The sequence below is a fragment of the Winogradskyella arenosi genome (assembly GCF_003337305.1).
Classification (GTDB): Bacteria; Bacteroidota; Bacteroidia; order Flavobacteriales; family Flavobacteriaceae; genus Winogradskyella; species Winogradskyella arenosi.
The window spans coordinates 207034-221636 of the sequence record NZ_QPJO01000004.1; the positions used below are offsets into that span (position 1 = coordinate 207034).

Annotated in this window: 15 protein-coding genes; 4 read left to right on the forward strand and 11 right to left on the reverse strand. The window is 34.8% G+C overall.

Features of this window, described 5'->3' with window-relative positions; all coding sequences use genetic code 11:
* The first annotated feature begins 22 nt into the window (after positions 1-22).
* Positions 23-2392 carry a GumC family protein gene (locus DFQ08_RS12450; protein WP_114310350.1) on the forward strand — a complete coding sequence of 790 codons (2370 nt, stop codon included), beginning with the start codon at positions 23-25 and terminating at the stop codon, positions 2390-2392.
* 79 nt (positions 2393-2471) lie between these two features.
* On the opposite strand, the gene DFQ08_RS12455 is transcribed toward DFQ08_RS12450, so the two are convergent.
* Positions 2472-3653, reverse strand: a complete 1182-nt coding sequence (locus tag DFQ08_RS12455; protein ID WP_114310351.1) for a proline dehydrogenase family protein — start codon at positions 3651-3653, stop codon at positions 2472-2474.
* Between the two features lie 100 nt (positions 3654-3753).
* Here DFQ08_RS12455 and aroB point away from each other — a divergent pair, with 100 nt between their 5' ends.
* Positions 3754-4824, forward strand: a complete 1071-nt coding sequence (aroB, locus tag DFQ08_RS12460; protein ID WP_114310352.1) for a 3-dehydroquinate synthase — start codon at positions 3754-3756, stop codon at positions 4822-4824.
* Here aroB and DFQ08_RS12465 read toward each other — a convergent pair.
* The 3 genes from DFQ08_RS12465 to DFQ08_RS12475 form a co-directional block, all read right to left on the reverse strand.
* Positions 4821-5339, reverse strand: a complete 519-nt coding sequence (locus DFQ08_RS12465; RefSeq protein WP_114310353.1) for a DinB family protein — start codon at positions 5337-5339, stop codon at positions 4821-4823. The two genes, aroB and DFQ08_RS12465, sit on opposite strands and share 4 nt — an antisense overlap.
* A gap of 69 nt (positions 5340-5408) precedes the next feature.
* The gene (locus tag DFQ08_RS12470; RefSeq protein ID WP_114310510.1) at positions 5409-5888 is read right to left on the reverse strand and encodes an Lrp/AsnC family transcriptional regulator; all 480 of its coding nucleotides are present in this window, start codon (positions 5886-5888) and stop codon (positions 5409-5411) included.
* 74 nt (positions 5889-5962) lie between these two features.
* A complete protein-coding gene (locus DFQ08_RS12475) occupies positions 5963-7105 on the reverse strand; it encodes a M14 family metallopeptidase (RefSeq protein ID WP_114310354.1) in 1143 nt (380 codons plus the stop codon).
* A gap of 303 nt (positions 7106-7408) precedes the next feature.
* On the opposite strand from DFQ08_RS12475, the gene DFQ08_RS12480 reads away from it, so the two are divergent.
* The gene (locus tag DFQ08_RS12480; protein WP_114310355.1) at positions 7409-7831 is read left to right on the forward strand and encodes a helix-turn-helix domain-containing protein; all 423 of its coding nucleotides are present in this window, start codon (positions 7409-7411) and stop codon (positions 7829-7831) included.
* Positions 7832-7871: 40 nt separating this feature from the next.
* Positions 7872-8258, forward strand: a complete 387-nt coding sequence (locus tag DFQ08_RS12485; RefSeq protein ID WP_114310356.1) for a hypothetical protein — start codon at positions 7872-7874, stop codon at positions 8256-8258.
* 126 nt (positions 8259-8384) lie between these two features.
* Here the strand turns inward: DFQ08_RS12485 and DFQ08_RS12490 are convergent, their stop codons facing one another.
* From DFQ08_RS12490 to DFQ08_RS12515, 7 genes are all read right to left on the reverse strand, one after another.
* On the reverse strand, positions 8385-9257 hold the full coding sequence (locus DFQ08_RS12490) for a hypothetical protein (protein ID WP_114310357.1): 873 nt from the start codon (positions 9255-9257) through the stop codon (positions 8385-8387).
* A gap of 8 nt (positions 9258-9265) precedes the next feature.
* Entirely contained in the window at positions 9266-9976 is a 711-nt protein-coding gene (locus DFQ08_RS12495; protein WP_114310358.1) for a hypothetical protein, read from the reverse strand.
* Positions 9977-10192: 216 nt separating this feature from the next.
* Positions 10193-10387, reverse strand: coding sequence for a DUF5655 domain-containing protein (locus DFQ08_RS16415; RefSeq protein ID WP_394347187.1), 195 nt, complete (start codon positions 10385-10387; stop codon positions 10193-10195).
* A 9-nt stretch (positions 10388-10396) separates the two neighbouring features.
* Positions 10397-10735: a DUF4287 domain-containing protein gene (locus DFQ08_RS16420; RefSeq protein ID WP_394347185.1), complete on the reverse strand. Its 339-nt coding sequence runs from the start codon at positions 10733-10735 to the stop codon at positions 10397-10399.
* A 171-nt stretch (positions 10736-10906) separates the two neighbouring features.
* Positions 10907-11488, reverse strand: a complete 582-nt coding sequence (locus tag DFQ08_RS12505; RefSeq protein ID WP_114310359.1) for a DUF4240 domain-containing protein — start codon at positions 11486-11488, stop codon at positions 10907-10909.
* 746 nt (positions 11489-12234) lie between these two features.
* On the reverse strand, positions 12235-13335 hold the full coding sequence (locus DFQ08_RS12510; RefSeq protein WP_114310360.1) for a hypothetical protein: 1101 nt from the start codon (positions 13333-13335) through the stop codon (positions 12235-12237).
* A gap of 151 nt (positions 13336-13486) precedes the next feature.
* Positions 13487-14560 (reverse strand): hypothetical protein, encoded by a 1074-nt coding sequence (locus tag DFQ08_RS12515; RefSeq protein WP_147269475.1) that lies wholly within the window; start codon positions 14558-14560, stop codon positions 13487-13489.
* Between the last annotated feature and the right edge of the window lie 43 nt (positions 14561-14603).

The following is a 14603-nucleotide window of genomic DNA, read 5'->3' on the forward strand; positions in this document are numbered from 1 at the left end:
CTGTTTACAAATTTTAAGTGCTATGCAATCAAACAGTATAACCTCTATAAAAGAATTAAAAAAAATACTGAACCTCTACCTCAGTAAATGGAAATTTATTTCTTTTTTCGTTATTATCGCTTTGGCGTTAGCATACACGCACTTAAGATATACCACATCTAAATACAAAGCCACGGCAACCATTAAGATAAAGGGCGATAAAGAATCTCAAAAACTCCCTAGTCTTGCAGAACTTAGCGGTAGCAGCTTACTCTCCGGGAGTTCTAATCAACTTAAGGATGAGATTGAAGTTTTAACATCAAGAACCTTAATTGCTAACATCGTTAAGAACTTAGACCTTAACATCACTTATTTTGAACAAGGAAAAATTAAAGAGCAAGAGATCTACAACAACCCTCCTGTTAAGTTAAATTTTTTCGCACATGATTCTGTTATACAGCAAGTAGACACCACACTCTATATAAAAATAAAATCGGCTTCTAAATTTTTAATATTTGAAGACGACGGCAATTCTTTAATTGACCGTGATGAAAGTTTAGGTAAATCTTACGCTTTTGGAGACCGTATAAAAACAGGTTTTGGCGGCATGGTTATTATTCCGAATACTGGGAAACACCAACCTAAAATAGGGAGTAACCTCCGAATCTCTATTAAATCAGTATCGTCACTATTAAGCAAATACCAATCTAACTTAACCGTTAGCACCAGTGATGAATCTAGCGTTGTAAAGCTAACCTTAGAAGACAATATTCCTAAAAGAGCCATGGACATTCTTAATCAAATGGTAAAAGAATATAACCGTAATGTCATTACGGATAAAGAAGAGGTGGTTCAAGTCACTTCAGACTTTATTAATAACCGTTTAGAAATTGTTTTTAAAGAACTCGAGGAGGTAGATTTCTCTGCAGAACAACTTCAGAAACGCAATAATTTAACGGCTTTAGGCTCTCAAGCAGACATCTATTTACAAAGTGAGAGACAAAATGAATCTCAAATTAATAACACCACCAACAACATACAACTCATTGATTATATGCAACAGGAGCTTGAAGAGAAGAACAAAAACTCTGATCTTTTACCTTCTAATATCGGCTTGTCTGATGGCAATATAAATCAAGTGACGCGAAGCCATAATGAATTGGTGGCTGAGCGCGATAAACTTTTAAAAAATTCTTCGGAAAGCAATCCAGTAGTGATTAATTTGAACAATCAGATTAATACCTTAAAGGAAAATTTATCGAATTCATTAGAGAACATGAAACGCTCTAATGAAATTACTCTTGCCAATCTAAATCGCGAAGATGCCAGAATACGTGGTCAGTTGTACTCCACGCCAACAAAACAACGACAACTTAGAGACATTGAGCGCCAACAAAGCATTAAAGAATCCCTTTACTTATATCTACTAGAAAAAAGAGAAGAGTCTGCCATAACCCTTGGTATGTTCACTCCAAGTGCCAAAATTGTAGATACCGCTTACTCCACGTACATCCCAGTATATCCAAATAAAATGTTTACCTATTTGGCAGCGTTTATCATTGGACTCATTATTCCTGTTGGGTTTATTTATGTTAGGGATTTATTAGACACCAAAATCTATGATAAAGATGATCTTACCAACATCTTAGACGTTCCGTATCTTGGCGACATTCCGAAAACAAGTAAAAAACGTAAATTAATCTCTAAAGTCGATTACTCTCCCAAAGCAGAGGCCTTTAGAATTATTCGTTCGAATATTGATTTCTTACTGAGCGAATCTAAAACCGGCGCTAAAAAAATATTCATTACCTCGACCAAGGCTCAAGAAGGGAAGTCGCACACCAGTACTAACTTAGCGAAATCTATTTCTTTTTCAGACAAACGCGTGCTGCTCATAGAAATGGACATCAGAGAACCTAAAATTATGCAGTATCTCAATGAAGAACCAACTTCAAAAATTGGATTGTCAGACTATATTGCAGATCCTGCCATTAAGCCCACACAAATTATAAACCCTATAAAAGATAATTCGTACTTAGATGTGATTCCTTCAGGAACCATCCCTCCCAACCCTTCGGAACTTTTAATGAGCGAACGTGTTAAAGACCTGTTCGATTATTTTGACGATAAATACGATTATATCCTTGTAGATACTTCGGCCGTAGGCTTAGTGAGCGACACCTTACTTATCTCTAATTATGCCGATCTGTTTATCTATGTAGTTGGTGCCGATAATGTAGACAAACGCCAACTTGTTGCTGTGGCTAAACCACTCTATGAAGACAAGAGGCTCCCTAAAATGACCATGCTTTTAAACGGTACTAATTTTCATAAGAAAGGCTACGGTTACGGTTATGGCTACGGAAACAACCCGCATAAAAATAAAAAATGGTATCAATTTGGTAAGGCTTAGTTCTTAAAAACCAATACTAAAAACTAAAAAAGCCACTCATATACTAGTGGCTTTTTATTATTATAATTTAACTTTAATCTTAGTTCTGAGTCGCTTTTCGTCTTCGCTTTTCTGTTTTTAATAAATTCAGTTCTCTGCTCGTTTGTCCTGAAACGGAGGTATTTTCCTCTGCACGACGTATTAAATAAGGCATCACATCTTTTACAGGACCAAATGGAATATACTTCGCCACATTATAACCCTGAGCAGCAAGATTAAAACTGATATGATCACTCATACCATACAGTTGCCCAAACCAAACATTATTATCTTGCTTAGAGATCTTTAAACTCTCCATAAGCTCCATCGCCAAATAGCAACTCGCTTCATTATGAGTTCCAATAAAGACTGAGATATCATTGAGGTGGTTAAAAATATAATTAAGAGTACCGTTAAAATTATCATCGGTGACCTTTTTGTTTTCACAGATCGGGGAATCGTAGCCTTTTTCAAGCGCACGTTCACGCTCCTTTTCCATATAAGCACCACGTACCACCTTCATTCCAATTTTGAAACCTTCTTTCTTTGCACGTTCATGCAATCCTTTAAGATAATCAAAGCGATCCCAACGATACAACTGTAGTGTATTATAAACGATAGTTACATCTTTATTATAACGACGCATCATTTCTTCCACAAGGTCGTCTGCAGCATCTTGCATCCAGCTTTCCTCACCATCAATTAAAACCTCGACATCCTTAGCTTTTGCTAATTTACAAACCTGATCAAAACGGTCTACAATACGCTCCCATTCCGCTTGTTCTTCAGCAGTAAACGCTACACCTTCTGTCTTTTTCTGATACAGAAAGAAACGCCCAAATCCAGTCGGTTTAAAAACCACAATAGGCATGGCTTCACGTTCATCACAGAAATTGATAATTTTTAGAATTTTCTCTAAAGCATTATCAAACTGATTTTCTTCCGCTTTTCCTTCTACAGAATAATCCAATACCGAACTTACGCCTTTCGTATACAAGCGATCTATAACCGGCAAACAATCTTCCTCACTCACGCCACCGCAAAAATGATCGAAAACAGTTGCTCTTATAAGCTTCTCTACCGGCAGGTGCGCCTTTAAAGCAAAATTTGTGGCTACAGTGCCAATACGAACCAAAGGCTCAGAAGAAATCATTTTAAATAAAAAGTAGGCACGCTCTAATTCAGAATCTGATTTTAGAGTAAAAGCTGTCCCTGTGTTCTCAAAAAGTGAACGATCTATCATTAGCTTAAATTATGTTGCTGCAAATATATTTATTATAGTTTTACTTTTTTTTCTAAAAAGGAAGTATTTTCACATCCTATTTCTGATTATAATTTTTAACATGGATTCAATTACCACTCAAAACGCCATTGTTCATTTTAATTCTGATGTTTATTCAGCATTAAATGGCTATATAAAAGACACTCAACCTTCAATTATCTTTGTGTTAGTAGACAGCAACACACACGATTATTGTTTGCCAAAATTTCTAGAACGCTTAGAAAATGGCGATATAACAGTTGAGGTTATGGAAATGCCAGATGGCGAAGAACACAAAACCATAGACATCTGCTCTGGAGTTTGGGGCGCTTTATCTGAATATCATGCGGACCGAAAAAGCCTTTTAATTAATTTAGGCGGTGGTGTGGTTACTGATTTAGGCGGATTTGTTGCAAGTACCTACATGCGTGGTATAAGCTATATTAACATCCCAACGTCCTTACTCGCGATGGTTGATGCATCCGTTGGTGGAAAAACCGGAGTGGACTTAGGCGCACTTAAAAACCAAGTTGGCGTTATTAATGAAGGTGAAATGGTAGGAATTGACACCTCTTTTTTAGATACTTTACCTCAAAAAGAAATGGTTTCTGGCTTTGCCGAAATGCTTAAACACGGCTTAATTTACAGTCAAAGTTACTGGCATACCCTAACTCATTTAGAAAACTTAGACCTTTCAGATTTAGACCGATTAATACATGAATCTGTGGTGATTAAAAACGAGGTAGTCACCTCTGACCCTACAGAACAAGGCTTAAGAAAGATCTTAAATTTTGGGCATACTTTAGGCCACGCTATTGAAAGCTACTTCTTAGAGCATCCTGAAAAAACAGCTTTACTTCACGGCGAAGCTATTGCGCTGGGAATGATCTTAGAATCCTACTTATCGACTAAAGTTTGCGATTTAAGCCCTTCCGAATTAGACGAAATTAATGAAGGCATTTTAAAGACTTTTACTAAGGTAGAGATCACAAAACAAGACCAAGAACACATCATAGAACTCCTTATACACGATAAGAAAAACAGCCATGGCGTTGTTAAATTTGTATTATTGGAAGCTATTGGTCAGCCTAAAATAGACTGCGTTGTGAGCAATGAGTTAATCCTAGAAGCTTTTGAATATTACAACCGCTAGAGGTAACGTTCCTCTATGATTCTGTTGTGGTGATTTTCGTGCCCTAAGATAATAAACCCTAAAGCTCGTACTGAAATTGGAAAGCCTGACGCCTCACCAACGCGGAGCTTTGCAGCGTCATCAAAGGAAGAAAACAAGGCAATACTAGCTTGTCGTACCGCTGAATACTCAGTGCGTAAACTCTCCATTGAACGCTCATTGGCTTTCCCATGAACCACAAAATCATCTTGTTCAAAGCCAGCTAATGCTGTTTTATCGCCTCTAGAAATACGCAGTGCACGGTAGGCTAAAATCCGTTCGGTATCTATAATATGCAATAAAACATCTTTAATCGTCCACTTATCTTTAGCATACGCATAATTATGCTTGTCTTCAGGAAGCTGCTTATAAAAGTTTAAGATGGCTAAGTGTTGGGTTTTTAAACCTTCTACAATCCCCAAAGCGGGATCCACTTGGTCAATATAAATTTGGTAAAAGTTATGGTATTCTGAAGGTGATAATGTGGTACGCATCATAAGATTATAGTTATAAAAAAGCCCTAAGTAAAATTACAAAGGGCTTAAGGTATTTATTATTTTGATAGATTACAACTCATTAAATATTGTATGCATCAATCTTTTCTTGTCATTAAGACTTTCTTCAAGAGAAATCATTGTTTCTGTACGGTATACGCCTTCAATATCATCTAACATAAAGATAATATCCTTTGCATGCATGGTATCTTTAGCTCTAATTTTACAGAAAATATTGAATTTGCCCGTTGTAATATGCGCTACAGTTACATAAGGAATCTCATGGATACGCTCTAAAACGAATTTAGTTTGCGAGGTATTCTGAAGAAAAACGCCAACATAAGCAATAAATGAATAATCTAATTTTTGATAGTTTAAGGTTAAGGATGACCCCATTATAATCCCAGCCTCTTCCATTTTCTTAACACGTACATGTACGGTACCTGCTGAAATTAACAGTTTCTTTGCTATATCTGTAAATGGAATTCGGGTATTATCAATCAACATATCTAGAATTTGGTGATCAACCTCATCTAATTTAAATTTTGCCATAATCATATAATATTTAAAGTAAATGCAAAATTAAGACATTTAAGTTAACGATTGTGCATTTTAAATGAATAATTTTAAGGTTTTAATGATATTCTTTCATTATTTAACATTACGAAATCGATTTCGGAACCTATAGTTATCTCAGAATTATCTAAATCCTTAATAAAACCACCCTGAGCGTCTATTTCGCGATGTCCAAATTGCCCTTCTAAAGTCGCTATACTCACCACCACTGGAATAAAATGCAACACGCGATCGATAAGAACTTCCTTATATTGTATAGCCACATCGACTAAAGCCTCCTCATCGGCACGCTTTACATCACGAATAATCACATCATTAAAGCACTTACCGTTCTCTGGAATATTAAAATACGCCTTATACGATTCCACATCCACACCTCGCGCAACAACCGCTATACCTTTTAAAATAGCCGTAAACATTAAGCGCCTCACCTCTTCCCTTTCATAATCATTAGGGTAATGTCCGGCTTCATATAATAAGGTCGGCACACCAAAATTCTGAAACGTATCACCGACGCAATTCAAATTAAAACCATCATCATAACGTCCTACACCTTCTGGAATCCCTTCTTGCAACACGCTATTAATCTCCGCTATAATAGCCATAGCTGCTTTTCTATTGGAGGTTAAGTGGCGTTCCGGGTCTTGCGCTGGCGATAAAAATGACAACGTCGCTATTTTATTAGTTTCTCCTGCACTAAAAATTGTACGCTGACCATGCAGATTAAAACAATAATCGGGCTGTTCTTGGTTATATAATTGACGTAAAATTTGACTTTCTGGCTGTGTTAGCTCTTGGGCATCTCTGTTCAAATCGACCGTATTTGCATTAACTCTTGTAAAGCGCTCGGCACCATCTGGATTTAAAATAGGGATCACTACTAAGGTACATTGTTCTAAAATTTCAGTCGCCAAAGCATGGTCGTTTTCAAATAAATTAAAGCAATCAAAAAGAGCTTTTGTAGAGGTAGATTCGTTCCCATGCATTTGGGACCATAGCAAAATTTTGATCGGACCTTGTCCATATTTCACACTATAAATTGGTCGGTTTTCGACAGAATACCCAAGCACAGAAACGGCTGGTTTTACTAAGGAATCGAGACTCGATTTGATATGAGAATTGGTAATGAAACGCCCGTGTAAATTACTGTTTTTTACTTGATGGTATAAGCTATTGAAATTATCTAATGTCATATGTAAATTTTATTGGTTACAAATGTAATCATTTGATATTTTACAATTGTAAACAACGAAATGCTATTCTTTTGTTACAATGGTAAACAGCTTTTTCTACTTTAAAACGAAAAACAAGCCTAGAGATAAGGCTAAAAACATTTCATTTTTAAATTATAATTTAAAATACTATTATTCAGTGATTTAAATTAATTTACCGAAGTATTACTTTATGTGTGTTTTTAAGGTTTTAAAGTTTATCTAGGTCATATTATCCGTTTTGTTTACATTTGTATTATAAGTTTTACTTTACAATTGTATACAATGATAAACTCTGCGGAATTTACAGGTCGACTGCAAAAAGTCATCGATTATTACAACGAATCAGCCTCTAGCTTTGCCGAAAAAATTGGTGTGCAACGCTCTAGTATTTCACACATTTTATCAGGACGAAACAAGCCGAGTTTAGACTTTGTGATGAAGGTACTAAACAGTTATCCTGAGGTAGAATTATATTGGCTTCTTAACGGGAAAGGAAATTTTCCTCACCACCCTCTTGACAACCAAACACCGCCACCAAAAATTTCAGAAGCTCAAAAAAAATTGCCTTCTGAAAATGGCAATCAAATTTCAATTCCGACCGAAGCAGAAAAGGAAAATCAAATTACACCTCCGCCTTCAGATTCCGAGATTGAAAAAATTGTGATCTTTTACAAGAACGGTACTTTTAAAAGTTACAAGCCTTAATTTTCATTGAAGGATTGATTACCTTTGGCAAAAGTTTATCATGAAACAAATTTTAGTTCTTCTTAGCCTTGCCCTCCTAACGAGTTGTTATTCTAATCAGCGCGATTGCACAGATTTTAAAACTGGAACTTTTGAATTTACGTACACCATCGACGGCACTGAACACACCAGTCAATTTAAAAGGACAGACACTTTAAATATTGATTACCATGAAGGCCATGCGGATTCCTCGTCCGTACGTTGGATTAACGATTGTGAGTTTATCTTAAAAAAACTACACCCAACAACAAATGCCGAAAAAGAAGCGATACACATGAAGATTTTGTCTACAACTAAGGATTCATACGTTTTTGAATATAAACGCGCTGTAAAGCGCCCTAATCGACCGACACGCGTTGAGAAAGGTGTAGCCAAGAAAGTGGACTAAGTAAAATTTAGATTTTTTGAGCGCTTTTGGAATGTTTGCTTTTTCTGTAGAAGGAAACCGATTTCATTTTTAAAACAAGCTAAGAAAAATCACTGCGTTTTTAATTCTTAAGCCACCCGCTTTAATTTACGCTTGATCGCAATTTATTTTCTTTATAGCGTATTGAAATTCTAACACTTTTAAATTCCAAAGTGTTAAGGTTTGTACCGCCTTTACATTTTCATTTTCAGAACTGACCACTAGTTTATCTTTAAACGATTTAATGAATTTTGTCCATAAATTTCCCTTGGCGTCTTTCAATAGAAAATAAAAACCAGAATCTCCAATGGTTTGTCCTGAGGAATTTAAAATAAGTTCACCGTTTTTACCAACCTTGGGTTCTAAGATTACCGTGGCACTTCCGTTAGGCAAAGGGAAAATAGCTTTTATACACGGCTGTCCGTTGGGAATTGTACAAACTTCATAAATGCCAGAATACACCACTTGATTGGAAGCCTTAAATGTTCTTAACCAAATGGTTCGTTTTACGGTCTTGCTGTTTTTGTCTAACAAATGAATGATCTCACTACTTAAAACGCCTGAAGCTTTGGTGTTATTCATCGGAATGTTTAACTGCTCAATTCTATTACTGAATAAAAATTTTAAAGCATATCCAAATACTTTAAAGAGCGGATTCCATTTTACTTTTAAATCAAATTTATAATTACTGGTATTTTCGTAAAAGTCAATAACATCTTTAGATAAGTGGTTTAACGCTGACTCCGTTAAATGGAGTTGATCAATGGAATTCAGTAAACCTTTATCAATTTGTTTCTTATCTATAATTAAGCCCTCGTGCTGTGCTAACTGCTTAATAAACTTTAGACCTATTCCGTTGGTGTCTCCAAAAGGTCCCAATAACCAAAGCTTATCTTTTGGTTGGATTCTCTTTCCGAATAGAATGACCCACTGTTGCGTAATCCAATCTTGAAGGTTTTGTTTGAAAGCAGGAATTTCCATTGGTTAATTTATTTGCTTTTAAGATTTGGGATGTAATTTTCTTTTCCGTTCCAAAATCCAAATTCAGAAATAGGCTTAAAACGCAAAGTTGTAAATTCAAAATGAAAATCTTTGCGTGCTCGTTCTTTCATGGCGTTTGCATGTCTTTTCGCTTTTGGCATCGCACTGTGTCCATGAACCATATTGGTCATTTCTTTTTCAGTCTTCCATATTGAAAACGTCGATACGGTATTTGGCCAACGAATTGAAGCGAGCGACAATAATGTTCCGGAATGGTCTCTCACTAATTTTTCTACAGGTCTTCCCCAGCGCAAAAATCTTGGAATCGCTAAAGGTTTCATTCTCGCTATAGTAACCGCAACCACTGGAGACGATTCATTGTCTAATTCTGCCTTTTGCACCGGAATTTTATAGCCGCTTATTTTTCCCCATTCGCGCATAAAGACTAAACACACATGCCAACCTTTAGCTAGGGTTTGACCAAATTTTTCGGTTTCTAGATAAGTTTCAAAAGCAGCCTCGTTTTCCCATTGCGCAAAAATAGCAACTTGCTGTATAAGAAATCGTGACCTTGAGATTATTGAAGAACCTAAAGTCATCGCTGTCATATATTCTGAATGAATAAGGCCTTTGGTCTTTTTGTGTATTGGAGAAGCAAATAAGCCTTTTAGCGCCAAGTGATATGGTAGCCTAACAAGATGATAGGTGAATATGGACATTAAAAATTGTTGATTTTAATTTTCATTCAAAATAAGAGATTTAAGATAAAATAGCTCCGCTTTTCACCTTATAAATTTTAATCTTATCTGAACAAGAAACGGCTATTCAGATTAAATAGATTAAAATGTATTTCAATTTTTATTTAGTTTCTAAAGCCATAACGCGCTCTGGTTATGCCTCTTTGACATTATAGCACTTTTTTTGTTGTTACAAGTTTAAATAGATTTCTCATACGCTTCGCTGATCCAGCTTTTTAATTCCTCATTCACCTCTTCCGGATTTGATAAGCGTACTCTATGCGTAAACATAGCACCAAAAGGTCCAGAATTTTCAAGTCGTTCTGTGGGGGGCTTATCTTTTAATTTAAACCCTAAATCAATTCTTGTTTTAGTGGCTGGCTTAATTAAAATAAATTGTCGTTATCTTATAATACTTACACTGCCTTTTTTAGGCGTAATGCTAATGTCTTCACCTAAAGACTTTACAAAACTTATGAGTGAGTTATAAATAGGAATCAGATTTTCTTTTCCCTTGTACTGATTTTCAACAAGGTCTTCTGATGTATGCTGTTCGTCTTTAGAAAGTGTTACAATGGTATTTGCAAATCCGTGTGTCACCTGATACTCCGTTTTTAGATAATTAACCGCTTCTGAATGTTTAGCGAAAGCCTTTTCTTTTAGGAGGATTTTCCATTCCGCTAAGGATTTACCTGTTTTTTCAGGCATATTATCAATCATTGTTTTTAGTGCTTTATTCATAAGACGGTTGGTTTACGGTTTTTAAATTTTTGATTGCAACATTCATTAAACCCTTAGCGATGTTGCTAATAAACTAATTTAGCATAAAGGAATCAAATGCATCAACGTTTTACAGGAATATAAGTTTAAATCAGAACCAAAAGGATCATTACATCCCGGAATTGCTACAACTTACTCTAAACCAAATTTCTCCCACAGCTTAGGAAATTTGTTTTTTAAATCATCACCATCCTCGCTCCACTCTTCTCCTGTTATTTCAAAATTTTCACGAATCCCTGCCGGAAGATCTTTTCTGGTTTTTTGCTCATAAGCTTCAGACGGGACATAACTTAAACCTTCCCAATCGCCATCATTAGTGTCCTTTAGTTCCGCTAAATTTTCAACATTTTGAATGGCACCTTCAAAAACCGCTTTTCCTTGTCCAATTAACCAACCTCTAAAATCGGAAAAACAATCATCTGAGCAACCTCCATTTATGATGTAAGCTGCAGCCCAAAAATTCCAATCATAAATCTCCCCTCTTAATGTTCTGAATTTATTGTCGAATTCAAGAATATCGGTTGCACTTCGTTTTAGTAATTCTTTTTTCAGTTCTAATTGTTGTTGCTCATAATCCCCAGAACTATTCGCCTTTGATATTGATATCATTTCCCAAAACATTTCAGAATCCATCAATTGTTCAGAATTTTGCGAAAGCCCTTCTGTTTGAAAATTTGGATCTTTTTTAACAAATAATTTATCAAATATTCCCATGTTTAATTTTATATGATTATCTGTTGAAGGAATTAAAAAGCCATACTTTGAACTCTACATTTTTCTGCATTCTTATCATATCCTATTATTTTAACCTTCCAATAGAGGTAACCCGCGTTTTAAAACTAATTAACCCCTTGGTGAAATCCCCACTTCTTTTTATCATTACGTAATCGGAATTATTTTTAGGATCATTATCTATGACTTTTTCCCAAAACAAGAGTTTTTCAAAACAATACTGCGAAATCGGATTGTGCAATTCTTTATCTTCATCACTTAAAATTGCTCTTAATTCTTTTGGCAGATTAACAAAATGATTTTTAAAAAAATCATACTGCTATACGTAAGGTTGTTTCTTTTGCCTCTTTACAATAGGATTCAAAGTTTTTCTCTAAGGATTTATTATACGCTTTCAGTAGAGTGCTATCTGAAATATCTAAATCATGCTCTTTAAAAACTAAATTTGTAGCCTCTAATATTTTATGCTTGTATTCTCCATAATAGTCGTCGATTACCTGATCTGAATTTAGTACGGTTAGAAATTCTTTTGCTTTTTCAGAATTTCTTTGAGCACTTAAAAAGCTCGTAAGAAAATAGAATTAATAGTATTGGTATTCTCATCTTTTTTTATAATTACATACAAGGATTGTGATAGGATTAGCCCTTGTAGATTAGGCGTAAATTGAAAATAAAAACCAAGTAAGAAACCCAAAAAAAACAACTTACGTGACGCTCTACAGCTCCATTTACTTTGCCTTATTCAATTCCTTCAAATTTAATAAACTCGTATAAAGTATTTCTTCATTAGCTTTATAAAGCCTCAGCATTAAACGTTTAGCACTTGTTGTTTCTTCGTTATCTTCTATAATATAAAGATACGGCCCGTTTTCAAATCTATAATCAAATCCGGAACCGTATTTATGTTGTTCATACTTCTCACCGTTATACAAAACTAAATCAGGCTTATCCTTAGTGCTGTTCGGTTTATTCCAAGACATATACCTTAGCGTGCCGTCTTTTAATTGATCCACTTTAATGATAAACTTTTTATTTTCAGAATGAATGATGGTTGCTTTTCGCTCATTACGATAAGTTACACGTTTATCTTGAATCTTAAATCTGTAATAGTCATTGTCCGTGTTAGCGAGGAAACTGGTGTCCGAATCCCAATAGACATCACCCAAAGCGCTAAAATCAACTTTATATTTATCTTGCATATCGTAATCGGTTACAAGAATAAGCTCTGCTTTTTTATCTTTTATATAATGTAATGACATGCCATCGAAATCAATACCGTCATGCGCATAACTATAAATGAATTTTAGATTTGGAGAAAAAATAAGCGTATCGCCCGAGATGTAAGACCTTGCTCCATCACCTAAATTAATCAATAAATTTGAAGTGGTTGATTCAAACCAATCTTCAGTAACAACAACGCTATTTAATTTTTTAATGAATCCGAGATAAGATAGACCATGGAGTTGCTCATCATCCGATAAGCAGTTTTGTACAGTCTTAACACCAGTTGAAACGGTATAACAGTCTTCAGTAAAATTTATTTGAGAAGGCTTTATCGTTTTATCTAATACTTGAGTGGTTTTAATTTGTTTTGCCGCCTCATAAGTCTCTTTTCGCACCTTAGTTAGAACAATATCGTAATCTTCAGCCCCTTTAATCACGACATGAAACTTACTTTTATTAAGCTTTACGCTGTCCGTAGCCTGTTTAACATAATGTGAATTTTTAAATTTTAGATCAAGACTATCATTGGTCGTCTGAAGCTTAGGAGATGTACTTATAGCGACACTAAGACATAAAACATTCAGAATAAGGGTTGTAAAATTCATCTCACAGTTATTTATTTAAATGACAAGCAACAGCTTTGTTTAAGACGTAATACGGGTTTGCACAGTAGGATTTTCCGAGAAAAACCAAACGCTACAAACCCGCAACATGCTTTAATTTGCAATTATTTTTACAAGATATTACAAATCAGTATTATTTAATTAATTTACTTATCGTTTTTAAATCTGATGCTTCAATAAGATCACTAGAATTATCCACTGTGGAGTATATTATTTCTCCTGACAGACTATTAATAATAGAAACCACTTTCTCTCCATTATAAGTGGTGTGCATCAAATAGTAAAAATCTTCTTTGTTTAAAATTTTTGAATTTAATTCCTCATTAGAAAGAATTTGAAATTTGTGCTTGTAATCCTCAAATAATTCTTCAGGTTTTAAAATTCCAGTTACTTTTAATTTTATGGTGCTATATTTTTTTAACAACCAATGTGGCGCATAAAGTGTTTTCGATTTAAGCACTTTTAACTTGTCTTTATCTTTAATATCATCTCTTATTTTTAAACTTTGACGCGCTTTTAATTTGTTATTCAAAATTTGAAAATAATTTTTAATATAACCGAGATTAAAATTGTACGATTCTGGAGCTCTAAGCAACCTATAGCTATTACCATCATCTGTAGTTTCCATCTTAACGTCTTCTAGCGAAGTTCCAAATGGGGTTGACTTCCTTACATACCCTACTTTAAAGTCGCCGGTATCCTCTACCTTGTTGGCTAAAAACCTATAATAGTTGTTTGGCGTAAATATGATTTCTGCAATCTGCCCTATATCTTTTTTAATTTTCCCATTAGTTTTTTTGGTGACTTCTTTGAAATAAAACATTTGAAATTTATACAGATCAACAACACCAACCATTCGTTTATCGTTTAAACCCATGGTTTCTTTTGTTTTGATATAATTCTTGTCCTGAAATTTGATGATAGAATTGTCTGTAGCAATGAAATCTCCGTTTTCATAATCTTTTTCAGAGATAAATTTAATGGTGTTGAAGGTCCAAATCTCTTCGATGGTCTTTTTGGTCTCGTCAAAATCTAGAGTTTCTGGCACCACAAAGTAAGTTGTAGTTTTCCCTATAATATCGTACAACTTATCCTTATGCTCTACAACATATAAATTTCCCAGACCTCTTTTTCGTCCAATATTGACTTGTGAGTAAACGCTGAAGATTGATAATAGGCAAGTGACGAGTAAAATTGTCTTTTTCATAGATGGGTTTTAATGATCTACAACGCTTGGTTTATGATACGTT

Bases quoted from the DNA above. Each gene is read 5' to 3' on its own strand.
- DFQ08_RS12450 (WP_114310350.1), top strand. From the start codon at position 23: ATGCAATCAAACAGTATAACCTCTATAAAAGAATTAAAAAAAATACTG.
- DFQ08_RS12455 (WP_114310351.1), bottom strand. From the start codon at position 3,653: ATGATAGATCGTTCACTTTTTGAGAACACAGGGACAGCTTTTACTCTA.
- aroB (WP_114310352.1), top strand. From the start codon at position 3,754: ATGGATTCAATTACCACTCAAAACGCCATTGTTCATTTTAATTCTGAT.
- DFQ08_RS12465 (WP_114310353.1), bottom strand. From the start codon at position 5,339: ATGATGCGTACCACATTATCACCTTCAGAATACCATAACTTTTACCAA.
- DFQ08_RS12470 (WP_114310510.1), bottom strand. From the start codon at position 5,888: ATGGCAAAATTTAAATTAGATGAGGTTGATCACCAAATTCTAGATATG.
- DFQ08_RS12475 (WP_114310354.1), bottom strand. From the start codon at position 7,105: ATGACATTAGATAATTTCAATAGCTTATACCATCAAGTAAAAAACAGT.
- DFQ08_RS12480 (WP_114310355.1), top strand. From the start codon at position 7,409: ATGATAAACTCTGCGGAATTTACAGGTCGACTGCAAAAAGTCATCGAT.
- DFQ08_RS12485 (WP_114310356.1), top strand. From the start codon at position 7,872: ATGAAACAAATTTTAGTTCTTCTTAGCCTTGCCCTCCTAACGAGTTGT.
- DFQ08_RS12490 (WP_114310357.1), bottom strand. From the start codon at position 9,257: ATGGAAATTCCTGCTTTCAAACAAAACCTTCAAGATTGGATTACGCAA.
- DFQ08_RS12495 (WP_114310358.1), bottom strand. From the start codon at position 9,976: ATGTCCATATTCACCTATCATCTTGTTAGGCTACCATATCACTTGGCG.
- DFQ08_RS16420 (WP_394347185.1), bottom strand. From the start codon at position 10,735: ATGAATAAAGCACTAAAAACAATGATTGATAATATGCCTGAAAAAACA.
- DFQ08_RS12505 (WP_114310359.1), bottom strand. From the start codon at position 11,488: ATGGGAATATTTGATAAATTATTTGTTAAAAAAGATCCAAATTTTCAA.
- DFQ08_RS12510 (WP_114310360.1), bottom strand. From the start codon at position 13,335: ATGAATTTTACAACCCTTATTCTGAATGTTTTATGTCTTAGTGTCGCT.
- DFQ08_RS12515 (WP_147269475.1), bottom strand. From the start codon at position 14,560: ATGAAAAAGACAATTTTACTCGTCACTTGCCTATTATCAATCTTCAGC.